At 64.3% G+C, this 26158-nt stretch carries 29 protein-coding genes and 1 tRNA gene; 19 read left to right on the plus strand and 11 right to left on the minus strand.

What is annotated here, in order from left to right; all coding sequences use genetic code 11:
- Positions 1–46: 46 nt before the first annotated feature.
- Genes ACQR1X_RS01975 through ACQR1X_RS01990 form a run of 4 tightly spaced genes read right to left on the minus strand, consistent with a single transcriptional unit; the run spans position 47 to position 3553 of the window.
- A complete protein-coding gene (locus ACQR1X_RS01975; RefSeq protein WP_434898231.1) occupies positions 47–628 on the minus strand; it encodes an NUDIX domain-containing protein in 582 nt (193 codons plus the stop codon).
- Positions 629–637: 9 nt separating this feature from the next.
- Positions 638–1093, minus strand: a complete 456-nt coding sequence (locus ACQR1X_RS01980; RefSeq protein ID WP_434898232.1) for a GNAT family acetyltransferase — start codon at positions 1091–1093, stop codon at positions 638–640.
- 15 nt (positions 1094–1108) lie between these two features.
- Complete coding sequence (locus ACQR1X_RS01985) at positions 1109–2536, minus strand: FAD-binding oxidoreductase (RefSeq protein ID WP_434883802.1); 1428 nt, start codon at positions 2534–2536, stop codon at positions 1109–1111.
- Between the two features lie 18 nt (positions 2537–2554).
- Complete coding sequence (locus ACQR1X_RS01990; protein ID WP_434898233.1) at positions 2555–3553, minus strand: L-threonylcarbamoyladenylate synthase; 999 nt, start codon at positions 3551–3553, stop codon at positions 2555–2557.
- A 229-nt stretch (positions 3554–3782) separates the two neighbouring features.
- Here ACQR1X_RS01990 and ACQR1X_RS01995 point away from each other — a divergent pair.
- Positions 3783–3859, plus strand: a tRNA-Pro gene (locus ACQR1X_RS01995).
- A 129-nt stretch (positions 3860–3988) separates the two neighbouring features.
- Here the strand turns inward: ACQR1X_RS01995 and ACQR1X_RS02000 are convergent.
- Together ACQR1X_RS02000 and ACQR1X_RS02005 are read right to left on the minus strand one after the other, a co-directional pair.
- On the minus strand, positions 3989–4423 hold the full coding sequence (locus tag ACQR1X_RS02000) for a hypothetical protein (RefSeq protein ID WP_434898234.1): 435 nt from the start codon (positions 4421–4423) through the stop codon (positions 3989–3991).
- A gap of 145 nt (positions 4424–4568) precedes the next feature.
- Positions 4569–5951, minus strand: a complete 1383-nt coding sequence (locus tag ACQR1X_RS02005) for a sigma-54 interaction domain-containing protein (protein WP_434898235.1) — start codon at positions 5949–5951, stop codon at positions 4569–4571.
- A 173-nt stretch (positions 5952–6124) separates the two neighbouring features.
- Between ACQR1X_RS02005 and cydP the strand changes: the two genes are divergently transcribed.
- From cydP to ACQR1X_RS02030, 5 genes are read left to right on the plus strand one after another with little or no spacing between them, the layout of a single operon-like run.
- The gene (gene cydP, locus ACQR1X_RS02010; RefSeq protein WP_410053165.1) at positions 6125–6313 is read left to right on the plus strand and encodes a cytochrome oxidase putative small subunit CydP; all 189 of its coding nucleotides are present in this window, start codon (positions 6125–6127) and stop codon (positions 6311–6313) included.
- Positions 6310–7866 (plus strand): cytochrome ubiquinol oxidase subunit I, encoded by a 1557-nt coding sequence (locus ACQR1X_RS02015; protein WP_434882115.1) that lies wholly within the window; start codon positions 6310–6312, stop codon positions 7864–7866. Before cydP ends, ACQR1X_RS02015 begins: the two co-directional genes overlap by 4 nt.
- Positions 7867–7877: 11 nt before the next feature.
- The gene (cydB, locus tag ACQR1X_RS02020) at positions 7878–9020 is read left to right on the plus strand and encodes a cytochrome d ubiquinol oxidase subunit II (protein ID WP_434898236.1); all 1143 of its coding nucleotides are present in this window, start codon (positions 7878–7880) and stop codon (positions 9018–9020) included.
- 51 nt (positions 9021–9071) lie between these two features.
- Entirely contained in the window at positions 9072–9188 is a 117-nt protein-coding gene (gene cydX / locus ACQR1X_RS02025) for a cytochrome bd-I oxidase subunit CydX (protein ID WP_316217271.1), read from the plus strand.
- Positions 9189–9190: 2 nt separating this feature from the next.
- Positions 9191–9469 (plus strand): cyd operon YbgE family protein, encoded by a 279-nt coding sequence (locus ACQR1X_RS02030; protein ID WP_316238265.1) that lies wholly within the window; start codon positions 9191–9193, stop codon positions 9467–9469.
- Between the two features lie 306 nt (positions 9470–9775).
- On the opposite strand, the gene ACQR1X_RS02035 is transcribed toward ACQR1X_RS02030, so the two are convergent.
- Positions 9776–10555, minus strand: a complete 780-nt coding sequence (locus ACQR1X_RS02035) for a class I SAM-dependent methyltransferase (protein WP_316178247.1) — start codon at positions 10553–10555, stop codon at positions 9776–9778.
- A gap of 196 nt (positions 10556–10751) precedes the next feature.
- Between ACQR1X_RS02035 and ACQR1X_RS02040 the strand changes: the two genes are divergently transcribed.
- Positions 10752–11075, plus strand: a complete 324-nt coding sequence (locus ACQR1X_RS02040; RefSeq protein WP_316217268.1) for an ArsR/SmtB family transcription factor — start codon at positions 10752–10754, stop codon at positions 11073–11075.
- A gap of 40 nt (positions 11076–11115) precedes the next feature.
- Here ACQR1X_RS02040 and ACQR1X_RS02045 read toward each other — a convergent pair whose 3' ends face one another.
- Genes ACQR1X_RS02045 through ACQR1X_RS02060 form a run of 4 tightly spaced genes read right to left on the minus strand, consistent with a single transcriptional unit; the run spans position 11116 to position 16390 of the window.
- A complete protein-coding gene (locus ACQR1X_RS02045; RefSeq protein ID WP_434898237.1) occupies positions 11116–13083 on the minus strand; it encodes an alpha/beta fold hydrolase in 1968 nt (655 codons plus the stop codon).
- The gene (locus ACQR1X_RS02050) at positions 13004–14257 is read right to left on the minus strand and encodes a radical SAM protein (protein WP_316178251.1); all 1254 of its coding nucleotides are present in this window, start codon (positions 14255–14257) and stop codon (positions 13004–13006) included. Before ACQR1X_RS02050 ends, ACQR1X_RS02045 begins: the two co-directional genes overlap by 80 nt.
- 25 nt (positions 14258–14282) lie before the next feature.
- Positions 14283–15350 (minus strand): geranylgeranyl reductase family protein, encoded by a 1068-nt coding sequence (locus tag ACQR1X_RS02055; protein WP_434898238.1) that lies wholly within the window; start codon positions 15348–15350, stop codon positions 14283–14285.
- A gap of 8 nt (positions 15351–15358) precedes the next feature.
- Complete coding sequence (locus tag ACQR1X_RS02060; RefSeq protein ID WP_434845330.1) at positions 15359–16390, minus strand: radical SAM protein; 1032 nt, start codon at positions 16388–16390, stop codon at positions 15359–15361.
- A 99-nt stretch (positions 16391–16489) separates the two neighbouring features.
- On the opposite strand from ACQR1X_RS02060, the gene ACQR1X_RS02065 reads away from it, so the two are divergent.
- The 12 genes from ACQR1X_RS02065 (at position 16490) to dsrE2 (ending at position 26158) form a co-directional block, all read left to right on the plus strand.
- Positions 16490–17191, plus strand: coding sequence for a type 1 glutamine amidotransferase (locus ACQR1X_RS02065; protein WP_434898239.1), 702 nt, complete (start codon positions 16490–16492; stop codon positions 17189–17191).
- Positions 17192–17450: 259 nt separating this feature from the next.
- On the plus strand, positions 17451–17831 hold the full coding sequence (locus tag ACQR1X_RS02070) for a DsrE/DsrF/DrsH-like family protein (RefSeq protein WP_315802231.1): 381 nt from the start codon (positions 17451–17453) through the stop codon (positions 17829–17831).
- A gap of 31 nt (positions 17832–17862) precedes the next feature.
- On the plus strand, positions 17863–18588 hold the full coding sequence (locus tag ACQR1X_RS02075; RefSeq protein ID WP_434898240.1) for a 4Fe-4S dicluster domain-containing protein: 726 nt from the start codon (positions 17863–17865) through the stop codon (positions 18586–18588).
- 62 nt (positions 18589–18650) lie between these two features.
- Positions 18651–20024, plus strand: a complete 1374-nt coding sequence (locus ACQR1X_RS02080) for a heterodisulfide reductase-related iron-sulfur binding cluster (protein ID WP_434898241.1) — start codon at positions 18651–18653, stop codon at positions 20022–20024.
- Positions 20021–21073, plus strand: coding sequence for an FAD-dependent oxidoreductase (locus ACQR1X_RS02085; protein ID WP_316178262.1), 1053 nt, complete (start codon positions 20021–20023; stop codon positions 21071–21073). The genes ACQR1X_RS02080 and ACQR1X_RS02085 overlap by 4 nt, the downstream gene beginning before the upstream one ends.
- Positions 21070–21945, plus strand: a complete 876-nt coding sequence (locus ACQR1X_RS02090) for a hypothetical protein (protein ID WP_315802235.1) — start codon at positions 21070–21072, stop codon at positions 21943–21945. Before ACQR1X_RS02085 ends, ACQR1X_RS02090 begins: the two co-directional genes overlap by 4 nt.
- 10 nt (positions 21946–21955) lie before the next feature.
- Positions 21956–22702 carry a 4Fe-4S dicluster domain-containing protein gene (locus tag ACQR1X_RS02095; protein WP_316178264.1) on the plus strand — a complete coding sequence of 249 codons (747 nt, stop codon included), beginning with the start codon at positions 21956–21958 and terminating at the stop codon, positions 22700–22702.
- Positions 22702–23625 carry a CoB--CoM heterodisulfide reductase iron-sulfur subunit B family protein gene (locus tag ACQR1X_RS02100; protein ID WP_316178266.1) on the plus strand — a complete coding sequence of 308 codons (924 nt, stop codon included), beginning with the start codon at positions 22702–22704 and terminating at the stop codon, positions 23623–23625. The genes ACQR1X_RS02095 and ACQR1X_RS02100 overlap by 1 nt, the downstream gene beginning before the upstream one ends.
- Positions 23625–24098, plus strand: a complete 474-nt coding sequence (locus ACQR1X_RS02105) for a hypothetical protein (protein WP_434898242.1) — start codon at positions 23625–23627, stop codon at positions 24096–24098. Before ACQR1X_RS02100 ends, ACQR1X_RS02105 begins: the two co-directional genes overlap by 1 nt.
- Before the next feature lie 15 nt (positions 24099–24113).
- Positions 24114–24554: a glycine cleavage system protein H gene (locus ACQR1X_RS02110; RefSeq protein WP_315715458.1), complete on the plus strand. Its 441-nt coding sequence runs from the start codon at positions 24114–24116 to the stop codon at positions 24552–24554.
- 15 nt (positions 24555–24569) lie between these two features.
- Complete coding sequence (locus tag ACQR1X_RS02115) at positions 24570–25607, plus strand: YeiH family protein (protein WP_434898243.1); 1038 nt, start codon at positions 24570–24572, stop codon at positions 25605–25607.
- Positions 25608–25663: 56 nt separating this feature from the next.
- A complete protein-coding gene (gene dsrE2 / locus ACQR1X_RS02120; RefSeq protein WP_315802241.1) occupies positions 25664–26158 on the plus strand; it encodes a sulfur carrier protein DsrE2 in 495 nt (164 codons plus the stop codon).

The raw sequence follows: 26158 nt of genomic DNA on the forward strand, positions 1-26158 counted from the left end.
CGCGTATGCCGTCGCCTCAAGACCGGCGACCGAGCGTTGGCCGCGCTCAGCCAAAGATCCGCAACGCGGCGTGCTGCAGCAGCATGATGGTCTTGGCATCCTGGATGCGGCCGTCGGCGATCATCGCCAGCGCGTCGTCGACCCCGAGTTCCAGCACCTCGATCTCCTCGCCCTCATGCGCGAGCCCGCCGCCGGCGCTGACGCGCATCCCTGGTTCGTATGCGGCGACGAAGAAATGGATCTTCTCGGTGACGACACCCGGGCTCATGAACGCCTCGAAGACGTACTTCACATCGTGCAGCCGGAAGCCGGTCTCCTCCTCGGCCTCGAGGCGGATGCGCTCCTCGGGCGAGGCATCGTCGAGCAGCCCGGCCGCGGCCTCGATCAAAAGATCGTCGTGGCCGTTGACGAAGGCGGGGTAGCGGAACTGCTTGACCAGGATGACGCTGCGCTGCGCGAGGTTGTAGGGCAGGATCGCCGCCGCGTTGCCGCGGTCGAACACGTCGCGGCTCTGCATCTGCCAGGTGCCGTCGTCGCGCCGCCACTCGAACCTGGTCGAGGTCAGCGTGCCGTAGTGATCGGAGAGCACGCGCGTCTCTTGGACGCGGATGCGGTCGGAGATGCTCATGCTGGACCTCTACTTCATTCCCGGCGTCGGCGGGCGGCCGTCGAGCCATTTCGAGAACACGACGCTGTCCTGCACGGCGTAGTCGAGTGCCTGGTAGAATTCCTGCACCTTGGTGTTGTCGCCGCGCACCATCAGCATCAGCTTGGCGACGTCGCGCGCGCGCAGCCAGTCCTCGGCCGCCGCCATGATGGCGCGGCCATGGCTGTGGCCGCGATGATCGGGATCGACGCTGACGTAGTAGACCCAGCCACGGTGGCCGTCATGGCCGACCATCGCCGACGCCGCGATTGCGTCGCCCACGCGGCCGACCAGGATCGTGGAACTGTCACCGCGGCGGGCGAGCGCGATGTCGGCGGCCGGATCGTTCCACGGCCGCGTCAGGCCGCAGCGCTGCCACAGCGCGATGATGGCGGGCACGTCGGCATCGATGATGTCGGAAATCGCGAGAGCGGGGAGACTGTCCATGGGAGCGTCGAAAGCCTAGAGCACCTTGCCGGGATTCATGATCCCCAGCGGATCGAACTGCGCCTTGATCGCGCGCATCAGCGCAATCGCGGTCGGGTCCTTGACGTCGGGCAGCTCGTCGCGCTTGAGCACGCCGATGCCGTGCTCGGCCGAGATCGATCCGCCCATCCGCAGCACGATCTCGAACACGACCGCGTTGACCTCGTGCCAGCGCGCGAGATAGTCGGCGGTATTGGCGCCGACGGGCTGGCTGACATTGTAGTGGATGTTGCCGTCGCCGAGATGGCCGAACGGCACCGGGCGTGCGCCGGGCATCAGCTTCACGACGGCGGCGTTGGCCTCCGCAATGAAGGCCGGCACTGCCGCGACCGGCACCGAGATGTCGTGCTTGATCGAGCCACCCTCCGGCTTCTGCGCCGCGGAGATGTCCTCGCGCAGCTTCCAGAACGCCATGCGCTGGGCGAGGCTGTCGGCGATCGCGGCGTCGTCGACGATGCCGTCTTCGAGGCCTTGCTCCAGGATGGTCTCGAGCGTGGCCCGGGCATCGTCGCGCGACGACGACAGCTCCATCAGTACGAACCAGGGATGGGCGCCCGCGAGCGGCGCGCGGTTGCCGGCGGCGTGGCGGATCGAGAAATCGAGCGCGATCGCGGCGATCAGCTCGAAGCTGGTGAGGCTGCCCGCAGCCTCGCGTTGGGCGATCGCCAGCAGCTTCAGCGCGTCCTCCGGCGATTTGAGCCCGACGAACGCGGTCTCGATCGCGCGCGGCTTCGGGAACAGCTTCAGGCTCGCCGCGGTGATGATGCCGAGCGTGCCTTCGGCGCCGATGAACAGATTGCGCAGGTCGTAGCCGGTGTTGTCTTTCTTGAGCTTGGACAGCGCATTCAGCACCCGCCCGTCGGCCAGCACGACCTCGACCCCGAGCGCCATCTCGCGCGCGACGCCATAGGCGAGCGCGGCGGTGCCGCCGGCGTTGGTCGAGAGATTGCCGCCGATGGTGCAGCTGCCCTCGGCGCCCAGCGACAGCGGAAACAGCCGGTCGACCTCGGCTGCCTTCTGCTGCGCCACCTGCAGCACGACGCCGGCCTCGGCGATCATCGTGTTGGAGGCGGTGTCGACGTCACGGATCTTGTCCATGCGCCTGAGCGACACCACCACCTCGCCATTGTGCGGCGTCTGGCCGCCGACGAGGCCGGTGTTGCCGCCCTGCGGCACCAGCGCGATGCGATGCTGGCTGGCGAGCTTGCAGATCGCGGCGACCTCGGCGGTCGAGCCGGGGCGCAGCACCAGCGGCGAGCGGCCGTGGAACAGGTTGCGCTCCTCGGTGACGTAAGGCGCGACGTCGGTCTCCGCCGTCAGCGCCTGGCGCTCGCCGACGATGGCGGCGAACTGCGCGATCAGGTCGGGTGGCAGCGGCGGCAGGGCAGGCTGGCTGATGTTCATCGTTGGTCGCTTCCAATGTTATCTCGGCGCGGCGGCGCGGCGCAGCCGGTCGTTGATGGCCTCGCCCAGGCCGTCATTCGGGATCGGCATCACGGCGATGCTGCGCGCGCCCTTGGCATCGAGGCTGCGAAGATAGCCGAAAAGATGCGTCGCCGCCTCTGCCGGATCGCCGGCGGGGGAGAGGTTGAGGATCGCGGCAGCTTCGCTGGCGCCGGGCAAGGTGACGGGGCCGAAGGCGAGCAGGGCCTCGCCAGGCGCGACATCGCTGGCGTCGAGGCGCACGTGAGCGTGCGGAGCATAGTGCGAGGCCAGCATGCCCGGTGCCAGTGGTTGCTCGGACGTCTCGGTGTCTGCGGCGGGCCGCGCCAGCGCACGGCCGAGCACGGCCTCGATCGCCTCGCTTGGAACTCCGCCCGGGCGCAGCAGCGTCGGCGCATCGAAGCAGCCGACGATGGTCGATTCGACGCCGACCGCGACCGGCCCACCGTCCAGGATGAGGTCGATTCGCCCGGTGAGATCGGCCGCGACATGCGCCGCCGTGGTCGGCGACACGTGGCCGGAGATGTTGGCGGAGGGCGCCACGACGGCGCCGCCGAACGCCGCGAGCAACGCCTGCGCGATCGGATGCGCCGGCACACGGATTGCCACCGTATCGAGGCCGGCGGTGGCGAGGTCGGCCACGGCGCAGCCGTCGCTCTGCGGCAGCACGAGGGTCAGCGGTCCCGGCCAGAACGCGGTGGCCAGACGCTCGGCGGTGGCATTGAAGCGGCCGATGCGCCGTGCCGCCGCGATGTCGGCGACATGGACGATCAACGGATTGAAGGCAGGCCGGCCCTTGGCCTGGTAGAGGCGGGCGATGGCTGCGGCGTTGGCCGCGTCGGCGCCGAGGCCATAGACCGTCTCGGTCGGGAACGCGACCAGTCCGCCGCGCGCGAACGTCGCCGCGGCCTGTGTGATTCCAGCCGCGTCGGCGGGCAGGATCCTGGTCTCGATCGCTGGTATGTGTGCGGTGGGCATCGATGGTACAAGACGGTGGTGGCTTACGCGCTCGGCTATAGCGGGCGGGGACGTTCGAATGAAGCGCACAATTCGCCTGTCGCATTGCGCCCGCGCCATGGCCGCCCGACAAAGCCTCACGGCCTCAAGCAGTTAACCCCTCCGCCGACGATCGACGATTTCGATGCGATTTCCTGCCTTGTGTCCTTGCGAAGACGGAAACCCGACGCTATAAGCCGGCTTCCCAAGTCGGAGCGTGGCTCAGCCCGGTAGAGCACTGCGTTCGGGACGCAGGGGTCGCAGGTTCGAATCCTGCCGCTCCGACCATTTTTTGAGGCGCTCAGCTTTTATCTCCCGAGAAGCGCAACGAAACGTACAATGAAATCACGCGGCGCCGCCCTGCACCATTCGGCATATCGGCTGTTCGTGAGCATTTGCCGCCTTCCTCCAAACGCCTCAGCCGCCTCGCCCTGGAAATCCGGATGGTGGGGAGCCGTAGGTTTGCTCTAACTGCTCGACGGTCGTGCCGAGCCAACCGGCCGCTTGCCAATGGTCGGTGCCTTGCTGCGTCAGCGACGTCGCGGCCGTGTGGCGCAGGGAGTGACGCACGACGTCATCGCCAAGCCCTGCGTCTTCCAGAATGCCCCAGGCCGAGCGGATCTTGCCGGCGAGCGGCTGGCGATCGTGCATGCGGTTGATCGAAGCGGATCTCCTTGCCGGTATCGAAAAGGCCGCTGCGCGCGGCTCTGCAGATCGGCATCCGTCGATCTTACGCCAGCGCACCAGATGCGGCCGCAGCCGATTGGCGATCTTGGCCGGCGGTCCGCCCTTCTTTGTTCTGCGGCCATCGCATGGAGGTCCATCCATGGATGCGTCGTCGTCGGCACCCATTGCGTCCGGCGGATCGTCTCCTCGCGCCGGGGGCTTAGAGCCCAATCAGGATGAAGCGGGCCGCCGGCCGGCGTGCTCGCACCCATCAACGACCTGTTCTTTCGGGTGCGAGGACTTGACGTAGTTCCTTGGTAGACGACAGCGCCTATCCAGCGTCCAATTCCTTCAGCTTCCGGTAAAGCGTGCGCAGGCTGATGCCGAGGGATTTTGCAAGCGCTTCCCGACTCCCGCGATGCGTCAACAAGGCTGTCCGAAGCGCTCGCGCTTCCCGTTCCTTCAATGACAGCGAGCTCTCATCCTCGGCATGCAGCAGCCTTGCTGCCGTTCGCTGCGCATTGTCGCGACCCGTGATGCCCGGCGCTCGCAACGCCAGAGCACGCTCGATCGTTGCGGCTGAGATGACATCGTCATCGCAGAGCAGGGCCGCGCGCTCCAACACGTTGCGCAACTCGCGAACATTGCCCGGAAAAGCGTAGCCCTCGAGCCGTTCGAGTGCCGGGGGGGACAAGGTGAGCTTTCGCTCCGGTGCCACGCGGGCAAGCAGCGCTGCGGCGAGAAGCGGTAGATCGCCGGGGCGGTCGCGCAATGCCGGCAGAAGGATCGGAAAGGTCGACAATCGGTAGTAGAGATCGTTGCGAAAGCGCCCGTCTGCCACCATGTGCTCGAGGTCCCGATGCGTTGCCGAGACCAGTCGCACGTCGGCGCGACGCAGCTCCGTGCTGCCGACCCGGCGATAGGTGCCGCTTTCGAGCAGCCGGAGCAGCTTCACCTGCATCGCAAGGGGGATGTCGCCGACCTCGTCGAGAAACAGAGTGCCGCCGCTGGCGGCTTCGACCAGCCCGCTCTTTGCCGTATGCGCGCCGGTATAGGCGCCCTTTTCGTGACCGAACAATTCGCTCTCGAACAAGGTCTCCGGCATGCTGGCGCAATCGACGACGACCAGCGGGTGCGAGGCGCGCATGCTCGCTTCGTGAACGGCCGCAGCGACGAGCTCTTTGCCGACGCCGGACTCGCCAAGCAGCAAAACGCTCGCGTTCGATGGACCAACCCTCGCGACCAGTTCGAGCATCTGCCGAAACGGCGCAGAACGCCCGATCAACCCTCGCGCCGCCGGCTCTCCCTTGGCAATCCGAAGTGGCTCCATCTTCTCGACAAACCAGGCGTCGTGTCCCAACGTGTCGCGGACGGGCGTCAACTCGATGTTCACGTAGGCTTCGCCAATCGGCGTGTGATGCAGATGCAGCACGCGCTCGCGCTGACCGGTTTTCTGCAGGCGCGCACGCGGACAGCTTTCTCCGGCCTGATCGCAAGGCACGGTGAAATGGTGTGACACTTCATAACAGGTGCGGCCGACGACCGATTCGTTGGGGCTGAAGTGGGCGCGATAGGCCGCGTTTGAAGCGATGATCCGGTACTGCTCGTCGACGAGAATATGCGGCTCCGGAAGGGCTTCGAGATAGGATGCAAGTTCGGGCTTCCGGCGAGTGGCCTCTGGCAGCCGGCCCGGCACTCGCGCTTTCGACGTCATCCTGCTCCGCCGCTCCGTGTCGTTCCTTCGCTGCACTGTGCCATGGACTGCCAAATAATGCCAGAATTGGCATCATGGCACGGGACGCGATGACGGTCGTTTCGGCAACAGATTGAAATAACACAATAATTCATCACGCCGCCCGCTGGCACGGGTCTTGTTAAGCAATGGCCATGAATGACAGGCGCCTCTTCCGACATCTGGGCGTCGCGATCATCGCCAAACTCGTGCTGCTCCTGGCGCTGTGGTGGGCGTTTGTTCGCGACGCCCGCATCGACGTCGATGCGCCGACCACTGCTGCTCATCTTGCCGGCGTCAATTCCGCGCGGCAGCCGCTGGGCTTGCCAGGAGCTCTCCCATGATTCCCGACCAACTCGTCGATCTGTCGCGGCTACAGTTTGCCGCGACCGCCATGTATCACTTCCTGTTCGTGCCGCTCACGCTCGGCATGGTGTGGCTGCTCGTGATCATGGAAGCCGTGTACGTGATGACCGGCGCCGTGGTCTGGAAAGACATGACCCGTTTCTGGGGCAAGCTGTTCGGGATCAACTTCGCGCTCGGCGTCACCACCGGCATCACGCTCGAATTCCAGTTCGGCACCAACTGGGCCTACTATTCGCACTATGTCGGCGATATATTCGGAGCGCCGCTGGCGATCGAGGGCCTGATGGCCTTCTTCCTCGAAAGCACCTTCATCGGCCTGTTCTTCTTCGGCTGGGATCGCCTGCCAAAGACCCAGCATCTGATGGTGACCTCGCTGATGGCGATCGGCACCAATCTCAGCGCGCTGTGGATTCTCATTGCCAATGGTTGGATGCAGAATCCCGTGGGGGCCGCGTTCAGCTGGCAGACCATGCGCATGGAGATGGTCGATTTCTGGGCCGTCGTCTTCAATCCCGACGCGCAGGCCAAGTTCGTCCATACCGTCTCGGCGGGCTATGTCACCGGCGCGATGTTCGTGCTGTCGATCTCGAGCTGGTACCTCCTGAAGGGCCGCGACATCGAATTTGCCAAGCGCAGCTTCCGGGTCGCCGCCGCGTTCGGGCTGGCCAGCGTCGCGAGCGTCATCGTGCTGGGCGATGAGTCCGGCTACACGGTCGGTGAGGCGCAGCAGACCAAGATGGCCGCGCTGGAGGCGATGTGGGAGACCGAGCCGGCGCCGGCCGGGCTGAAGCTCCTGGCTGGCATCAACGAGAAGGCGGGCCGGAACGATTGGGAGATCGAGATTCCCTGGGTGATGGGCCTGATCGGCACACGCTCCGTCAGCAAGACGATCCCCGGCATCCGTGAGATCAAGGAACACAACCGGCGGCGGATCGTCGATGGCATCACGGCGGTCCAGGCGCTGGAAGCGCTGCGCAAGGACCGTCATGACCAGGCTGCACTGGCCACGCTCGAGCAGACCAAGGGCGATCTCGGCTTTGGCCTGTTGTTGAAGCGATACACCGCCGACGTGGCCCAGGCGACGCCAGCGATGATCGATCGTGCGGTCGACGATACCGTGCCGCCGGTGTCGCCGATGTTCTGGAGCTTCCGCGTGATGGTCGGGCTCGGCTTTGCGATGCTTGTCCTGTTTGCGATGGCCTTTCTCAGCACGCTGCGGCTGCAATGTGCGGCGCGGCCATGGATCATGCGTGCCGCCGTGATGCTGCTGCCTGCGCCCTGGATCGCGAGCGAGCTCGGCTGGTTCGTCGCGGAATATGGCCGCCAGCCTTGGACCATCTACGGCGTGCTGCCGACCCATCTGTCGGTGTCGACGCTGAGAGTCGCCAGTCTCTACGGCTCGCTCGCCGGCTTCGTTGGCTTCTACACGCTGCTGCTGGTGGTCGAGATGTATCTGATGGTGAAGTTCGCCCGGATCGGCCCGGGCAGCCTCGGCACCGGCCGCTATCAATTCGAACCCAAGCCCGTCTGAAGGACGCCGTCATGCTCGATTATCCCACATTGAAGGTCCTCTGGTGGCTGCTCGTCGGGGTGCTGCTGATCGGCTTCGCCATCATGGATGGTCATGACATGGGCGTCGGCACTTTGCTGCCATTCGTCGGCCGCACCGACACTGAGCGCCGCGTCGTCATCAATACGGTCGGCCCGCATTGGGACGGAAACCAGGTCTGGTTCATCACCGCCGGCGGCGCGATCTTCGCCGCGTGGCCCGTGGTGTATGCAACGGCGTTCAGCGGATTCTACTGGGCGATGCTGGCCGTGCTCTGGGCCTTGTTCTTTCGCCCCGTTGGATTCGACTACCGCAGCAAGATCCACAACGTCACCTGGCGGTGGACCTGGGACTGGGGCCTGTTCATCGGCGGGGCGGTACCACCTTTGATCTTCGGCGTCGCGTTCGGCAATCTGCTCCAGGGCGTTCCGTTTCACTTCGATCGCTACCTGGTCTCGACCTATAGCGGCAGTTTCTGGCAGCTCCTCAATCCGTTCGCGCTGCTTGCGGGCGTGGTCTCGAGCGCCATGATCACGCTGCACGGTGGCGTCTACCTGGCGCATCGCACCGAAGGCGCCATCCAGGCCCGCGCCGTCCGTGGTGCGCTCGGAGCCGCGTCGATCATGGTGATCGCCTTCATCGGTGCCGGGCTCTGGCTGCGCTTCGGCGGCTTCCAGGGCTACGCCATCACGTCGGTGCTCGATCCGGCCGCGCTTCCAGATCCGCTCGCCAAGACCGTGGTCCGCAGCGCCGACGCGTGGTGGGGCAACTATGGCCGATGGCCCGTGCTGTGGGCGCTGCCGCTGCTCGGTATCGCGGGCGCGCTGCTAGCGGGCGCACTCGCCGCCGCCGATCGCACCCTCGCAGCCTTCGTGTCGTCATCACTTGCCATTGCGGGCGTCATCGGCACGGCCGGGGCCAGCATGTTTCCCTTCGTCATGCCGTCCTCCTCGGTTCCGGATGCCAGCCTCACGGTGTGGGACAGCGTCTCCAGCCACCTCACATTGGGGCTGATGTTCTGGGCCACGATGGTCTTGATGCCCTTGATCATCGTCTACACCGGCTGGGCCTATCGCGTCATGCACGGCAAGGTCACGGAAGCCCAGATCCACGCCAACGAACATTCCGCATACTGACGGCGGTCCGATCCCCACGCCGCCGGAGCGGCCAACTCGAAGAGCTTAGTCATGTGGTATTTCGCCTGGATTCTCGGCGTCGGCTTCGCCGTCTTGCTTGCCATCATGAACGCGATGTGGGGCGAGACCGAGGAGGTGCGCAAGGCCGGCAACCGGACGGGGGAATGAACATGGCGCCAGTAGCCACGTCTCAGGCGCGCATCCATCTGCCGTGCCTCGTGGCCGCGCTGGTGATCATGCTCGCGAGCACGCTCTATCCGCCGTTCCTGGCGAACGCCGCAGGGCGCGCCGACCACCTGTCGGCCGGTCTGGCATTCTGGGCCATGAGCGCAGGCTTCGTCCGCGGCGTCGGCTTCGTGCCGCACGCGATCTTGCCGCGATGGCTGTTCTCCGGATCCGTATGTCTGCTGGCTCTGCTGGCCTTGACGGGACTGAAAGTCCTCACGTGATCACGCAAAGGCTGAGTGCGCGCTTTCGCAAAAACCATCAGCTCCAGCGTCGCAGCGAAGCCGATAGCCGGCAAATCTCAGTCTGTCACGAGACTGACTTCGACTATGGAATAGGCCATTTTGCTCTCCGAGGATCAGCTCAGCGTCTTGGCATTCTCGTCCTCTACGGCCAGGCATGATGGATTTCGTCATTTGGAGGTCCATTGCGACTAGCCTTGCCTAGAAAAGGGAGTGCGTCTCATCCTTGACTGGAGTCAAGGATGAGACGCATGCGTGCGATCGATTCCGTGGACCAGGAGAGCGCGATCAGGAAGGCCGGTGCGCGACCATTCCGATCAGCGCAGAGCGGCCATGATGGCCGCTGCCTTCGCTGAGCTCGGTCTCGTATTCGCGCAGTTCGATGATCTCCAGCTCATGGAACGCCTCTCGGAGCATGGCTTCCGTATAGAGGTGCGAGACGGCGGAAGGGCCGCCCGTCTTGTATTCCAACTGCCTGGGCGTATAGCCCTGGAGGATCAGAGTCCCGCCCGGCTTCAGGCTTGCGATCATGCGCGCGAACAGCCGCTTCCTCAAATCCGGGGCGGCGAACTGCACGAAAATCGCCGCGATGCCGTCATACGCCGCACTTGGCCACGCGAAGCCGTCGCAATCGGCAAGCTGGTAATTCACGCTCACTCCGGCTGATGCGGCAAGCTTGCTCGCTTTCGCCAGACCCACTTCCGAGATGTCGAAGGCGTCGACCTGGAATCCCCGCCGGGCGAGCCAGACGCTGTTGCGGCCTTCTCCGTCGGCGACGCAGAGAATACGACCGCGGTGCGGGAACGCGCCGGCATGGCGGCGCAGCCATTGATTGGGGTCGGTTCCGAAAACGAAATCATCGCTTTCGAACCGTCGGTTCCAGCGGCCGGCGTCGGCGTCTGGCGGTACGTTCGTGACCATCGGCAATCCCACTTTGAAGATGACAAGCGTGTTTGTTGGCAGACGCAGGGAGCTTGCGAACTCCCTCGGTATCAGCTTGCGAACCCTTGATCGCAAGCTAGGCGAACTGAAAGCCGGATTGTAGTTCTCCATCAGCTCGTCAGACATGGCGGGCGCGTGAGCAGGACACGCTCGCTCCGGCGTCTCGATACCGTCTCGCACGAACCGCGCCGGGACAGGCGCGACCGCCTGTTTGTTATCGCCTCGCCAAAGTGATAGCAACACGGGGCGGCCATCGACACGACGCAGTGGCCGCCTGGATGTAACCGACCGAATCGGGCGATTGAGGAATATGCGGACGAACATGGCAACCAAGCGTGCACGCAGCAGGTCTTCGCTCGAGCCTGACGCGTTGCTCGAGAAGGCTCACAAGGCAAGCGAATTCCTCAAGGCGTTGTCGCACGAAGCGCGGCTTGCCATTCTCTGCCTGCTGCTGGACGGAGAGAAATCCGTCAGCAGCATCGAGGACTCGCTGCAGCTCCGCCAGCCGACGATATCGCAGCAACTTGCCCGGCTGCGCGCGGACGATCTCGTCAAGGTACGCCGGGACGGCAGAAACGTGTATTATTCGGTTGCGCGGCCGGAAGTGATCGAGGTCATGTCCGCCCTTTATCGCGCCTTCTGCTAGGTGGTGCTGATGGTGCTCGCCGCCTGCCGGAGCTCTTCCGTCAGGCGGAGCCGGGGACGGCCGCGACCGTGTTTTCAGCGGTCACTCGATCGATGAACCCGGCCGCTGCGGCTATCACCGCCGAGGTCGCCTGCTGGTGGGGCGCGTGCCCACAGCCTTCCAGCACGCAGGTCTCGATCCGGGCCGGCACGAGGGCGCGGAGTGTCTCAAGCTGCGCATGCGTGAAGAACTCGTCTTCGCTGCCCTGAACAGCGAGCACCGGGGCGCGAACCCGTCCAACGTAGGGCTTGATACCCCAGTCGCGCGCTTCTTCTCCGGTCCAGGCATCGACCAGCCGGCCAAAAAGATGGTCGGTTCTGCTGCCATGATACCGTGCGAGCCGCGCCCTCAGGTCACCGTGCTCGAAGTCCCTGATCTGGGCGGCGATGCCGTCAACGGTCCGCTGTTCGCGGAAGAGGTGAGGGGCGATCGCGACGACCCCGCTGACCTCATCGGGAAACGCGCCGGCAAACGTCAACGCGATCGCAGCGCCATCGGAGTGTCCGACCAGGATCGGGCGCCGCGCGCCGGTCGTCCGTAGCACTTCGGGCAGGGCATCCAAAGCCTCGGCGAGCAGATATTGCCGCGAATGGGGCAGCTCGAGCGGTTCCGAGTCACCCGAGCCCCAGCGGTCGAACACCAGGACGGAGCAGCCGGTCGCGGCCGCAAGCCGCTCGGGAAAATCGCGCCAGAGCCGGGCGCAACCCAGGGCGTCATGCAGCAGGACGAGCGGCGGACGTTCCGGTCGCGTCGCCGCGAGCCAATGGCCGCGAAGTCTCCGGCCGGCCGCAACGAAGCTGAGCTGCCGCGCTGCCGCGACGACCACATCGCGAATGTCCGGCGGGCCGAGATTGACGAAGTCGGCCGACGTGCGTGAGAAGAAGTTCTCGACGATCGACCCGGCATCGGCCAGTTCGGCGCCGCGCAGCGCCGCCTCGAGATCAAAGATGACGCGTGGCGGCGTGACGAAGAAATCGCCGGTGATCAGAGCTTCGCGAATCCGTCCGCGGTCCGGCCCCTCGAGGCGGATATCGGCGCGCAGGCTGCCGCCACGCCGCGTCAGAGTGGCACTGACCAGCGAGTCGTCCACCTCGGGAGCGTCGACCATCTCGACGAAGTCGTCACGGCCGATCTCGTCGCGATACAATTGGTCGGCGAGTTCTTCTTCGTGCATTGACACCTCGCCCCATTGCGGAACAATGCCGAGGCCTTCGGCCAAGCCGTCGAGCAGGGCTTGCTGGATGGTGGCCAGATCAGGAAGGTGGTCGCCGAGGATCTCGCGCATGCTGACGACGCGCTGGCGGGCCGAAGCGAGGTCGCGCTTGGCGAGCTTTTCCACCGGCACTTTGAGCGCAGCGATCATCTGCTCGGGATCGAAGTCGATCAGCAGAGTTCCCTGATAGAACAGCGTATCGCCGTCGAAGAAGCCACCGGTGCCGCTGATCTTGCGGCCGGCGACGTCGATGTCGTTGCGCGGGCGGTAGCGCGCGGGAACGCCGAGCTTGTTGAGCCCGAGTGCGACGCTTTCGCAGATCCGGCGTGTCGTTTCGGTGAGATCCATGGCGCCGAGGCTGGAGCGGCCGAACACGAGCTCCCATCCGATCTGACCCTCGTCGAGATAGAGGCCGCCGCCTCCCGTGATCCGCCGGCCGATCTCGATTCCCTTGCTCCGGCAATAGTCGAGCCGGACCTCATGGCTCAGGATCTGATGCATACCGACGAGCGCCGACGGACGAAACCGCAGGAAGCGGATGGTATCGGGAATCCGCCGTGCCTTGTGAGCGTCGATGAGCGCCTGGTCGAAGGCGATGTTGGCGCGTCCGCCCCGAATCCCGGTGTCGATGACCCGAAATGACTTGACGCTATTGGCCATCGCATCTTCCTCCCGATTATTTGGGTAGCCCGCGCCGCAGTTGGCTGCGCACGTGGCGAATGTCGCGGCGATCGGGCTTGAAAGGGTATGAAGCAATGTCGCGCGGCGGCGAGTCGCCGTAAGGGCGGTCGCAGGCGGACACGTCAGCGGCCTCCTTGCCCGGGCAACCGGACGTGCGGAAGGCCACGCCCGCGTCGATGATCGCGTCAACTTCGTCCTGCGGCAGACCAAAATCGACGAGTTGACCGCGCTCGTCGAAACGCATGCGCTGCAGGGAATGGCTTCGATAGTCGATGAGATAGCGGGCGAGCTGTATGCGTCGCCATTGCGGGCGCGGCGCCGGCGGGAGGTGATCCATCAACGAGCCTTGTTCGGGAAAGAACGCGAACAGGTGGCTGTGGCCGCCGAGATCGCGAATTCTCTGCACCTGCGAGAGAACGTCGTGGTCGCTCTCGCCCATCCCAACGATGAGATGGGCGCCGAAGCGTTCCGGGCCAAATATCTCGGCGGCGGCCAGCAGGATCTCCCAATATTTGTCCCAGCTGTGCGGCGATTGAACGCCGTGGCCGCGGGTGCGGTCAAAGATGGCCGGGTTGGCGGCATCGAGCGCGACCGTAAATATCTCGGCGCCGAGATCCTTGAGCTCCTGCACATCCAGTCGGGTCATCGTCGTCGGGTTGGACAGGATGGACACGGGCACGTGCCTGATGCGTTCAACCCATTTCCGCAGGACGATGCGGGTGTCCTCGTCCGACCGCGGATGCGTGATCATGCTGATACACATGCGATGGAAGCGCCCGCCGTCGCCGCCCGATGCGACGATGTCGATCACCTGGTCGTAAGGCACCGCAGGCCAGTCGACACGAATAAAGTTGCGGTCGGCATAGTCGCGCTCCGCTTCGCGATGGCGCGCAAGCCCGCAATAAGCGCAGTTGGCGCGGCAGCCCTCCGGGTAGGTCAGCAGCAGGTTCAGGCAACGGGTGCAACTGGTGCGATGCATGTAGCCGTTCATGATGCCGAGGGTGATCGCCGCTGCCGTCGACATTTGCACGTAGTCGGGTGATCGCATGTTCGGCGTCAGAACGTTGTCGTTCGGCAGGTAGACGCCTTCCGGCCGCGCGTCCTGCGCTTTCACGCGCCCGCCGTTGCGTGCTTCCGCCGGCACGTCGCCGGGCGCGCGCGGCCGCATGGCTTCGGCCGCGTTGAAGGCGCGCGTCTCCCCGGTGAGGAAATCCGGCACCGGATGCGTCGGTCCTTCGAGACAGCTCATGACTTCCTCTCCTGATCCTGCATTTTCACGCCCAATAGTTCGGCGAACTGATCCACCCCTCGGCGAGCGCAGCCGCGTCGGGGCGACGGCCGTCGCCGTATTGCGCCAGAACTTGCCGTCGTCGCCGTGATGCCCGGCTCAAGGCCGCATCGAAAATGTCGCTGAGCTCTTCGTCATAATCATTGAGGGCGCCGCTGCGGCCGGACAGCATGTCTGCCGCGGCTTGCCCGGCGAGTGCGCCCGATTGCACGGCGGAGGCGATGCCGGCGCCGGTCACGGGGTTGGTCAGGCCCGCCGCATCGCCGGCCAGCAACACCTGGGTTGCGCCAAGCCGGCCTGTCGAACCCACCCTGCCGCCCACGGGTATCGCCCCGCCCGTCAACGCGAACGGGCGCGTTCCGATGCGGCGCGATGCCGACAGCGCGCCAAAGAGCGCGGCGAGCATCGGTTTCAGCCGCCGCCGGTCCTCCATCATGACCCCAACGCCGATATTGGCCACGGCGCCCTTGGGAAACAGCCAGCCATAGCCGCCGCGATAGTCGGCGCTCAGGAAGATATCCGTGGCATCGTGCGGCACGATCAGCGGCGCAGTCAGTTGCCTCGTATCGACGAGCGCGCGATTGGTCTCGCCGACCGCCGCGCCGACCCGCGAGCGAGGGCCGTCGCAGCCGATCAGGACGCGCGGCTTCATGGCAAGACCATCGGACGTATGAATTGTGCCGTCGATGTCGATGGCAACCACGGAGGTGCCGTATCGGCACGCGGCTCCCGCATTCGCCGCCTCGTCAGCGAGCATTCGATCGAAGGCGGCGCGATCGATCATCCAGCCGCGGAAATCCGGCGTTTCCTCGCAATCCGTCGCCTCGGTGAAGGTCAGCATGCGCGTGATCTTCTGTTGGGCGACGGCCGTGATGTTCGGAACGTCCCGCTCGATCATGGCGGGCACGAACTCGGCACACTGGACCGGGCGACCCGCCTCGAGCCGGCGATCCACGGCGACGACGCGGTAGCCGGCCTTTGCGGCAACTGCGGCCGCACGACTCCCGGCCGGTCCAAGCCCGACGACGACGATGTCCGCTGCCTCGGCGTTCATCGTGCACCTCAGGCTGCGCAAGCCCGCCGGCCGGCGAGGCCGTCGAGCGCGATCGAGCAGCAGGCATGCTCCTGCTCGACCGGCCGACCGATGGCGCGGGCGAGTGCTACGATGCCGTCCGCGGGATAGGCGATGCCGTCAAATCCGGCCATGACGGCGTATGCATCGGTCATCAGCTTATGGCGGCCTGCGGGGCGGATACAGCCAAGTTGAACCGGCGCGTGATTGATCCGTTGCCGCGCGGCGACCAGGACCTTCGCCACGTCGTCGGTGGATATCGTGGCGAAGGGCCGATCCGGTGGCGCATAGATCGGAGTCACCACCACCAGGATCAACGCGGCGACCGGATAGCGCGAAACGATGTCCAGCGCGGTCTCTTCGCCGAGCAGCCGGCCATAGTGCAGACCGATGACGATGTGTGGCACGACCTGCATCTTGGTGCCCGAGAGCGCGGCGAGCGTCGCCTCGAAATCCGCGACGGGACGGTCGAGGTGATAGACGTCGCGGATCGTCTGCTGCGAGCCGATCACGTCGAGCATCGCGACGTCGACCCCGGCCGCTTCCATGGATCGGGCGCGCCGTTCGTCGAGCAACGCGGAGTGGACGGCGATGCGCAGATGGGGAAAGTCGCGCTTGAGCCTCTCGATGGTCGGATAGAAGCGATCGTACGGAACCTCGTTGCGTCGGTTGGATCCGCCCGAGAGCAGGAAACCGCCCAGATCCTTGAGTAGAATGAGATCGCGCACCTTGCGGTCGAGTTCGTCCGGTGTCGTTGCCGCGATCATCGGGTCGAGGATCTTCGCCTGACAGTGATCGCAATTCAGCGCGCAAGCGCCGCCGGTGATGGAAAAGGCGGGAAAGCTCGCTTTGCCGCAGCCCTTGAGTTCTTCGCTGGCATAGGCGCGGAACGTCGGCGTGTAGAACCGCATCGGTCCGAGCGCGCGCTCGCGGGCTGCCGCCTCGAGTGCATCGACGAGCCCACGGTCAAAACGCAGGTCGTCGAGCGGTTCGATCTCCTGCAGCTTCTCATACCATGCCATTGCGTTCCTCGCTTTTCATATGCGAAAAAACATATATATTTCAGGTCTGCCGTCGGCTTCGGCCGTCATTGATGCTTCATTCAGTTGTCGCGGTTCGCCATGAAGACACTCTGCGTCCTGCAGCATTTCGAGGCGGACTATCTCGGCTTGATGGAAGATCAGTTCGAAGGACGCAACGTCGGCTTTCGCTATTGCCGGCCGTTTACGGCCGGAGGATCGATACCTGCTACGGCGGGGGACTTTGACGGCCTCATTGTTCTTGGCGCCGGACCGCTCGGAGTCGTCAGCGGCAACCTGCTTCCGAGCCTCGGGCCGGAGTTGCGGTTGGTACGGGATTTCCTGGCGCGCGGCTTGCCCGTCATCGGCATCGGAGCCGGCAGCTGCATACTTGCAACCGCGTGCGGCGGCGGCACTCAGGAAGCTCCGCTCCGCTTCGTCGTGGAGACGGCCCGACGGGTCGATCCCGCTGCGCTCGGCGGTCATCTGCCGCAATCCTTTCCCGTGGCGATCTACATGCGCGATCGCCCGGTGCTGCCGGCCGATGCAAGTGTTCTCGCGATCGACTCTGCGGGGGAGCCGGCGGTGTTTCAGTTTCGTGATAACTGCTTCGGGTTCCTCGGCCATCCCGGAATCAAATCGGCCATGATCGAGGATCTGATCATGGCATTCGACGAATGTCCTGATCGCACGGCGGAAACGCTCGCCGATCTGCGCGTGGTGCAGCACGAGATTGCTGCGGCGCTCGGGCCGCTGATGATTGGTTTGATCGAGTCGACGCATTTGATGCGGCCGCTCCCGTAGGACCGTTCTCCCGAGCAACGAATTATTTTCTTCACCCTATAGATGTCATTCAAGAAATGGAATATGTTTTGTGCGTTCGTCCGACGGATTGGATGAAATCGATGTCAGCTTGTTGTCTACCTGGGACTTCGGTTCCTGGGCTTGTTGATCTTCATCAACTCCAAGGCGATGCGCCTCGAGATAACTTGTCGTGCACGCTCCTGTGTCGATGTGCGCTACGCACGTTCAATAGCAGACGATCGGAGAGGACATCGTAGGAATGGCGAAAAAGCTCATCATCATCATGGTCAATACCGATCCTCGCAACGGCGAGGAGCTCGGCGCGCCGTTCTTCCAGGCCACTGTTGCCGCGGCGATGGACTACGAGGTCGATGTCGTCTGTACCGCGACGGCGGGGCAGCTCATGAAAAAGGGCGTGGCCGAGAAGCTCGTGGTCAAGCCCGGATCTCCGAAAACCGTCTATGACTTCATCAAGGACGCGCACGGAGCTGGAGTGAAGTTCTATTGCTGCTCTCCGAACCTCGATCTCTTCGACATGACCGAGCAGGATCTGATCCCTGAATGCGAGGGCATCGTCGGGGGTGCAAAGGTCATCGAAGAGGTGATGGAAAACGATAACGCCAAGGTGCTGACCTACTGAGGAGAGCCGCCAGATGACGAGCGGAGCTTCAATGGAGCTGACCTCTATCGGCGACCCGGTCTCCGAGGTGCCGGTCGTTCCCTATGAGAAGCTGGAAGAGGTGTTCGACGACATTCGCTCGCACGTCCTCTACGATCATGAACTGCACGGCTGTCTCAATTGCGGCATCTGCACCGCGACCTGTCCCTCGGCGCACTACTACGATTATTCGCCCCGCGAGATCGTCCAGCTGCTGTGGACCGAAAATCTCGAGGGCATCTACGACGCGATGCAGGAGAAGATCTGGTCCTGCGCGCAGTGCTACACCTGTGCCGCCCGCTGTCCGTTCGAAAATTCACCGGGCGGGCTCGTCATGATCATGCGCGAGGTCGCGATCAAGCATGGCATGCAGTCGGCGAAAGATGTGCTGCGGCCGTTCTCGCGGGTGCTTCTGAAGGTCATTTCCACGGGAAATCAGCTCGCGCCCAACATGATCACGCGCGATGCGTTTCCCGACTGGGGCCCGAACGTCGCCAAGGTCGATGCTCCGCTCAATATCCTGCGCAAGGCCATTCCAGTCCCAACCATGCACACCATGGACACGGCCTGGGAGGTCAACCTGAAGACGTCCGTCGAGCTCTACACCATTTGGGAGGCGACCGGCGTGCTCGATCAGCTCGAGACGATCGACGAGAATCTGTTCGACGTCGTCAGCGACGTGATGGATGAGAAGCGCGAGGAATACAACGAGTGGCTTGAAGAGCAGCAGGAAGAATAGGCCGCTGAGACGACCACAATAGACGGCGAGATCAATCGCCGCGGTGGACGACGGAGGAAGCGATGGACGAAAAGCGCAGTGACAGTCAGTCGGCTTACGCCGGCTTTGGCGCGGAGTGGCGCCCTTCCAACCTGACGCCGAGCGAGGCGCAGACGGCGACGGCCTGGGTGGAAACCCGGATCGACCGTCGCTCCATGCTGACCAACAAGGAGCGTGTCCACGACATCCACGACGCGATGTGGGAGTTGGAGAAGGACGGCGAAATCGTCGTTCATCGGATCGACGAGCGCCACGAGCCGGTGGTGGCGCGCACACTGTACGGCTGGGACAAGCGCATTCCCACCACCAACCTCTGGCAGCACAAATCCTGCGGACAGTGCGGCAATATCCCCGGCTATCCGTCGAGCGTGATGTGGCTGATGAACCAGCTCGGCGTGCGCTATCTCGACGAGACCGATCAGACCTCTTGCACCGCCTGGAATTATCACGGCTCCGGGGTCGGCAATGTCGTCAGTCTGGCCGCCGTCTTCCTGCGCAACTTCCACCAGGCATACATGTCGGCCAAGGCGCAGGGCCTGCCGGTCGGAACCTACTTCCCGCTGATCCACTGCGGCACGTCGTTCGGCAATTACAAGGAGATGCGCATATTCTTGATGCATTCGGCTGAACTGCGCGAGCAGGTGAAGAAGATTCTCGGCAAGCTGGGTCGTCTGGTCGACGGCAAGCTGCTGATCCCCGAAGAGATCGTGCACTATTCCGAGTGGCTGCACGTCATGCGCCACCGCATCCGGGAGCGGCAGGTCATCGACGTGAGCAGCCTTCGTGCCACCGTTCATCCGGCCTGTCACGTCTACAAGATGGTTCCGGAAGACGTGATCTATGACGACACCGTCATGGGCGGCAACCGCGTGGCGGTATCGACCGGCCTGATGCAGGCGCTGGGTGCACAGGTCGTCGACTACTCGACCTGGTACGACTGCTGCGGCTTCGGCTTTCGTCATATCATCGGCGAACGTGAGTTCACGCGCTCCTTCGCCATCGATCGCAAGATCAGGGTCGCGGTCGAGGAGGCGCGGGCGGACGTCATGATCGGCCACGACACGGGTTGCATCACCACACTCGACAAGAACCAGTGGATCGGCAAGGCCGTCGACAAGGTCTATGCGCTGCCGATCATGGCCGATTGCCAGTTCGCGGCGCTCGCCCTCGGCGCGCATCCCTACAAGCTCGCACAGCTTCACTGGCACGCCTCGCCGTTCGAGGGGCTGCTCGAGAAGCTCGGGATCGACTGGCAGAAAGCCAAAGCCGAGTTCGAGGCCTATCTCGGTGAGGTCAAGGCCGGCCGCATCGAGACGCTTTACGACCCCAAACGCGCGATTACGTCGGGCCCAGGCTATGTCAAGCCGACGGCGACCCTGCCAGGAGCCGCATCATGACCCGTCCCGTTCTCATCGTTGGCGGCGGGCCGTCGGGGCTTTCCGCCGCACATGCGCTGGCCGCGGCCGGCCAGCGCGTCGTTCTCGTCGAAAAGGCGGAGCAGCTCGGCGGGGCGCCGATCCAGTCAGGCTACGCCAGGCTGGTGCCGTCCGGCGAATGGGCCAAGGACGCCATCGGTGGCATGGTGCGCCGGGTCGAAACCGACAGCCGTGTCGAGATCCGAAGGCGCGTCACGGTGAAAGCCTTTTCGGGCAGCCCAGGCGACTTCCGCGTGACGCTGTCGGATGGCGCGATGCTGGAGGCGGGGGCGGCGATCCTGTGCACCGGCTTCACGCATTTCGATTCCGTCAATAAGCCGGAATGGGGTTTCGGCACCTACCCTGATGTGGTTACGACGACCCAGGTCGAGCAGATGCTCTCCTCCGGCAGGGGCGTGCGCTGTCCGTCCGACGGGCGCGAGCCGGAACGGGTTGCGATCCTGCTATGCGTCGGCTCGCGCGACCGCCAGATCGGTCGCGAGTGGTGTTCGAAGATCTGCTGCACGGTCTCCGCCAACATCGCCATGGAGATCCGCGAGGCGATGCCACGGTGCAACGTGTATGTCTACTACATGGATATCCGCACCTTCGGCCTCTACGAGGATCTCTACTACTGGGAAAGCCAGGAGAAGCACCGCGTCAAATACATCAAGGCGCGGATCGCCGAAGTGACGTCAGACGGCAGGCGGTTGATCGTGAAGGGCGAGGACACGCTGGTGAAACGGCCGATCTCGATCCCGTTCGACATGGTGGTGCACGCCATCGGCATGGATCCCAATGTCGACAACATGACGTTGTCGGCGGTGTTCGACGTCAAACTGCAGAAGCACGGCCATATCGAGAAGGCGTCGGTCTATTCCAACACATCGGCCACCTCGCGGCCGGGCGTCTTCGTCGCCGGCGCGGCCACCGGGCCCGAGACCATCGACGATTCCATCGCACAGGGCCAATCGGCAGCGATGGCCGCGCTGGCCCTGGTCCGCGGCGCCATGATGGAAGCGGCCGAGTGATGTGGCCGATCACCAACCATAGAGGCAAGGCGGTGGTCGAGCCGACGCGGCCGGTGCTCGATCTGTCCGGCCCCAGGCTGCGGCGGGCGTTCGAGAGCCTCGTGGAATCCGCCGACGACAGCGGTGGCGTCGAGCGCTATGTCGGAGCGCTCGCGCTCAAGGCCTCGCTGTTCGAGGAGGTGTTGGGCAAGGGGCGGGTCAGCGAGCTGACGGAGGCCGAATTCTGCGACCTTGCCACGTTCATCACGCCGGTGCGCCGGCGTGTGGGGGCGTGGCTCGGCCGCAACGGGTTTGCGGCGCTGCGCAGCAGGCTCGAGGCGCTGCTGCACGGATGGTCCGACCTCGGCACAACCGACCAGCGCGTCGCCGCGTTCGTCACGAGCTTTCCGGCCGATCGCGAGCACCGCTGGTCGCGCGATCTTGCCGCCGAGGTCCTTCATTTCACCGCGCCGGACCACTATCCGCTGATGACGCGCTGGATGTGGGACGCCAGGGTCAATACCGGCGTATTGCGCGAGATATGGTACGACGAGGCTGCCGAGACCGGCACGATCGCCGTCGGCGACGGCTTCGCCACTTTCACGATGCTACGCGAGGAGCTCGAAGGTTTCCTGCAGGCGAACGGTGTCTTCCGCGATCTGGCCTTCTACGTCGATCTGCTCTGCGCCCACACCTATGCAAGCTATATCAACGACAAGGGCGGCCAGTTCCTGCACGCGGACTTCTGCGGCGGCTTCAAGGCGGACGCGATGGCGCATACTCGCCGTCTCCTGGGACTCGATGCGGTCGATACCGAGTCGGGGCGCACCCGCCTGAAGCTGATCGATGGCAGGGCCCATGTGCTCGGGCAGCCTCGCCTGCTGAGCGAATGAGGGAACATCCATGCCGATTCACGAAAAATCGCTGATCCGGCCAGAGAATCTCGTCACGCATGAGCACCTGGAAATTGATGGCGTCGATGTCTCCGGGCACTGGAGCACGTTCATCACCTCACGCGCCATTACCGACTACAACGAGCAGATGCAGGAGGAGATCGCGGCGCTCCCGGGAGGCGAGTTCATCCACCGCTGCTGGCAATGCGGCTCATGCACCAATGCCTGCACGATCAACGCCGTGAATCCCGACTTCAACCCGCGCTATTGGATCTACCTGATCCGAATGGGCTTCGAAAGCGAGTTGCTGCGCGACAAGGACATCATCTGGCAGTGCGTCTCCTGCAACAAATGCACCTATGCCTGTCCTCGCGACGTCAGTCCCGAAGGCGTGATGAAGGCCACGGCACATTGGCTGGAGCTGAAGGGCCATACCGAGAAGAAGCCGTCCACCGCGTTCGATGAGGTCTTCTCCGAGCAGGTCTTCGCCACCGGCAAGATCGAGGAGGGCCGCGTGCTGCGCCGGTTCTTCGCGCGGACCGGGCAGTCCCTGTCGCAGGGGTGGCTCGTCGAACTGATACGCAGTCTCGCCAGCCGATTGCCGGTGGGCCTCCTGGTGAAGTTGGGACTTGCCAGCGTGGTCCGTCCTCGCACGCGCGGATGGGGGGGCGCCAGCCTCGCGATCGACGAGTATGTCCGTGAGTGTGAAGCAGCGGCCCGCAAGGCGCTTCGGTTGGACGTTCAGGGAGCTGAGTGATGAGCGACAAACACAAGCGGGTCGCCTACTATCCGGGGTGCGCGCTCGAAGGAACCGGGCACGCCTACAACCGCTCCACCCGGGAGGTCGGCAAGGCACTCGGCCTCGATCTGGTCGAGCTCAGGAACTGGAACTGCTGCGGCGCCATGGAGGTCAAGAACATCGATCCCAAGCTGCAGACCTATCTGTCGGCCCGCAACCTCTCGATCGCGGATGCGATGGGGTTCGATACGGTGATGGCGCCTTGCAACGGCTGCTATCACAATCTCAAGAAGGCCGAATACGACCTCGCCAAGGATCCCGCTTCGCGTGAAGTGACGGACCGATTGTCGCGCAAGGCCGGCCACGCGACCTACGAAGCGGGCAAGGTCACGACCATTCACGCGCTCGACTGGATCAAGGAATCCGTCGGCGAACAGGGCCTCAAGACACGCGTGAAGAACTCGCTGAAGGGCCTGAAGGTCGCCAACTACTACGGTTGCATGTACACGCGGCCGCGTCACATCTTTCCGGAAAAGGACAAGGGGCCCGGCTCGGAATCGACCTCGAAGCCCCATTTCATGGACGACCTGCTGGCTGCGGCGGGGGCCGAGAACGTCGAGTACCCGCTCAAGACGGCATGCTGTGGCGGCGCTCACACGCTGTCCGACAGCGACACCTCGACCAAGCTCGTTCTCAACCTGCTCACGACGGCCGAGGCCTGCGGCGCGGACGTGATCGCCACCGAATGCCCGACCTGCCACACCGGGCTCGAAATGCATCAGGTGCGCGCGGAAAAGGTCTTCGGCCGCAAGACCAGCGTCAAGATCCTGTACTTCACCCAGCTCCTTGGCATGGCGCTCGGGCTGTCGGCGCGCAAGGTCGGCGTGCAGGAGAATTTCTCGGATTCGACCGGTCTGTTGCATGCGCGGGGGCTCGGGTGATGGCGGATATCGGTATCACGAGCCTCGACGACGTCGCGGAGCGGCTGGACGGCATGTTGGCCGCGTCCGATGCTGCACTCGGGGCGGCCGCCGCGCCGCTCGCCGAGGAGTTGCTGCAGCTCGGCGAAACGATTCTCGAAACATGGCTCGCTGCGCACGGCGAGATCCCGACCGATCGCCAGGTCGAGACGTTTCGCCTGCTGGCGCTGCATCGGCAGGGCGCGCGCGGCGATGCAAGCTTCAACGCCTGCCGCGAAACCTGCCGCGAGCTCGTCTATCACTACAATCTGGTGCGCCTCGAGCCAGGCTACGCGGAGGTCGCCCGGCGGCTGCGACTGGGCGCCATGGTCGCGCGGCATCTTATGCTGTTCATCGGAGGCAAGCTGGAGGTGGCCGGGCTCGGCGAATTCTGCTGCGCGTCCCGGCCGCTACGTCAACTCGATGCATCGATGCAGACCAACGAAACTGTTTGAGATAAGGAGAAGACGATGCCCATCGTCCGCGGCTGCAACCTTCCCGACGACCTCCTCTATGACGTCGAAAACAACATCTGGTATCGCGAGAACGCCGACGGCACCGTGACGCTCGGGATGACCGCTGTGGCAGCGGCCATGGCCGGTCAGCTTGTCGCCTTCACACCAAAGAAGGCCGGCCGGTCGGTCGATGCGGGCAAGTCCTGCGCCACGATCGAATCCGGTAAGTGGGTCGGCCCGGCAAAGGTCGCCTTCAATGCGGAAATCGTCGAGGTCAACGATGCAATGAGCGCAGCGCCCAAGCTGGCCAACACCGACCCGTATGGCGAGGGATGGATGGTCAAGGTGCGCCCGAAGGATTGGGCTGCTGCCAAGGCCGGCCTCGTGCCGGGCACGGCGGCCGCCGCCCCTTATGAAGCGAAGATGGCTGCCGAGAATTTCGCTGGCTGCGCGTAAGGAAGTGGACAGGCTGTGACTGAGACCGCCGCAATCAGGACGTCGATGATAAGTCGCGGCCTCGCGGCCTTCATGTCGCTGCCGACCTACTTCCCGGGTGTCCTGGCCAGTTTGATCATCGCGATCGCGGCAACCTTCCTGTCCGAGCACTATGGCGGGCCGGTCATGCTGTTCGCCTTGCTGCTTGGGATGGCCTTCTATTTCCTGTCGCAGGAGGGGCGCTGCGTTGCCGGCATCGAACTCGCCTCAAAGCGCATCCTGCACGTCGCCGTCGGCCTGCTCGGGGCGCAGATCACGATTGCCGAGATCATGAAGCTCGGCCCGACGCCCGTGATCACGGTCGTCGGCGCGGTGATCCTGACCATCCTGTTCGGCGCGCTGGCCTCCCGCGCCATGGGGTTGAGCCGGCCGTTCGGAATCCTCACCTCCGGGGCCGTGGCGATTTGCGGAGCGTCGGCGGCGCTGGCGATCTCGTCGGTGTTGCCCAAGGGGGAGCACCACGAACGCGACACGGTCTTTACCGTGATCGGCGTGACGGCGCTCAGCACGATCGCGATGATCGTCTATCCGCTGGTGATCGCAGGATTCCATCTCGATCACGCTGCCGTCGGCATGTTTCTTGGCGGTACCATTCACGACGTGGCGCAGGTGGTTGGCGCCGGCTTCAGCGTGTCGGAGGAGACCGGAAACGTCGCGACCTTCACCAAGCTGCTCCGGGTTGCCATGCTGCTGCCTGTCGTCGTGATGCTGTCCTACGTGTTCCGCGCCCATCGCGTCGGCAAGGCCGGGCGCCAACTGCCGGGGTTCCTGGTGGTGTTCGCCGTTCTGGTGATGCTCAACAGCGCCGGCGTCATTCCCGCATTCCTGCTTGCCGTCATCAAGGACATTTCAAGGTGGTGCCTCGTGACGGCGATCGCAGCGCTCGGGATGAAGACGTCGCTCAAGGCGATGGCCGATGTCGGCGGCCGGGCGATCGCGCTGATCGTCGCCGAGACGCTGTTCCTCGCAGTCCTCGTGCTGATGGTCGTGCGTTGGAAAGCAGGAATCCAATAGCAGGAATCCAATGACGCGCGCGGTTGCGCCTGCGAGAGACCAAACGGAGAGATGCAATGGCCGAAGACAACAATACCAAGCGCATGTCGATGATTGTCACCAAGGGGACGCTGGATTGGGCCTATCCGCCCTTCATCCTGGCCACGACAGCGGCGGCCATGGGCCTCGACGTGACCATGTTCTTCACCTTCTACGGCTTGACGCTGCTCAAGAAGAATCTCGACCTGAAAATCTCTACGCTCGGCAATCCGGCCATGGAGATGCCGATGTTTGGAATGCACATCGGTATGCCGAATCTCGTATCGGCCATCCCCGGCGTCGACGCGGCGGCGACGACGATGATGAAAAACCTGATCAAGAAGAAGGGGGTCGCATCGATAGAGGAGTTGCGCACGATGGCCATCGAAGCCGACGTCAAGATGATCGCCTGCCAGATGACCATGGATCTGTTCGAGTACACCAAGGACGACATGATCGAGGGGCCGGTGCTCGGGGGCGCTGCGACCTACATCGAGACGGCGACCAAGAGCGACATCAACCTGTTCATTTGA

The sequence above is a fragment of the Bradyrhizobium sp. HKCCYLRH3073 genome (genome assembly GCF_051167995.1).
GTDB lineage: Bacteria > Pseudomonadota > Alphaproteobacteria > Rhizobiales > Xanthobacteraceae > Bradyrhizobium.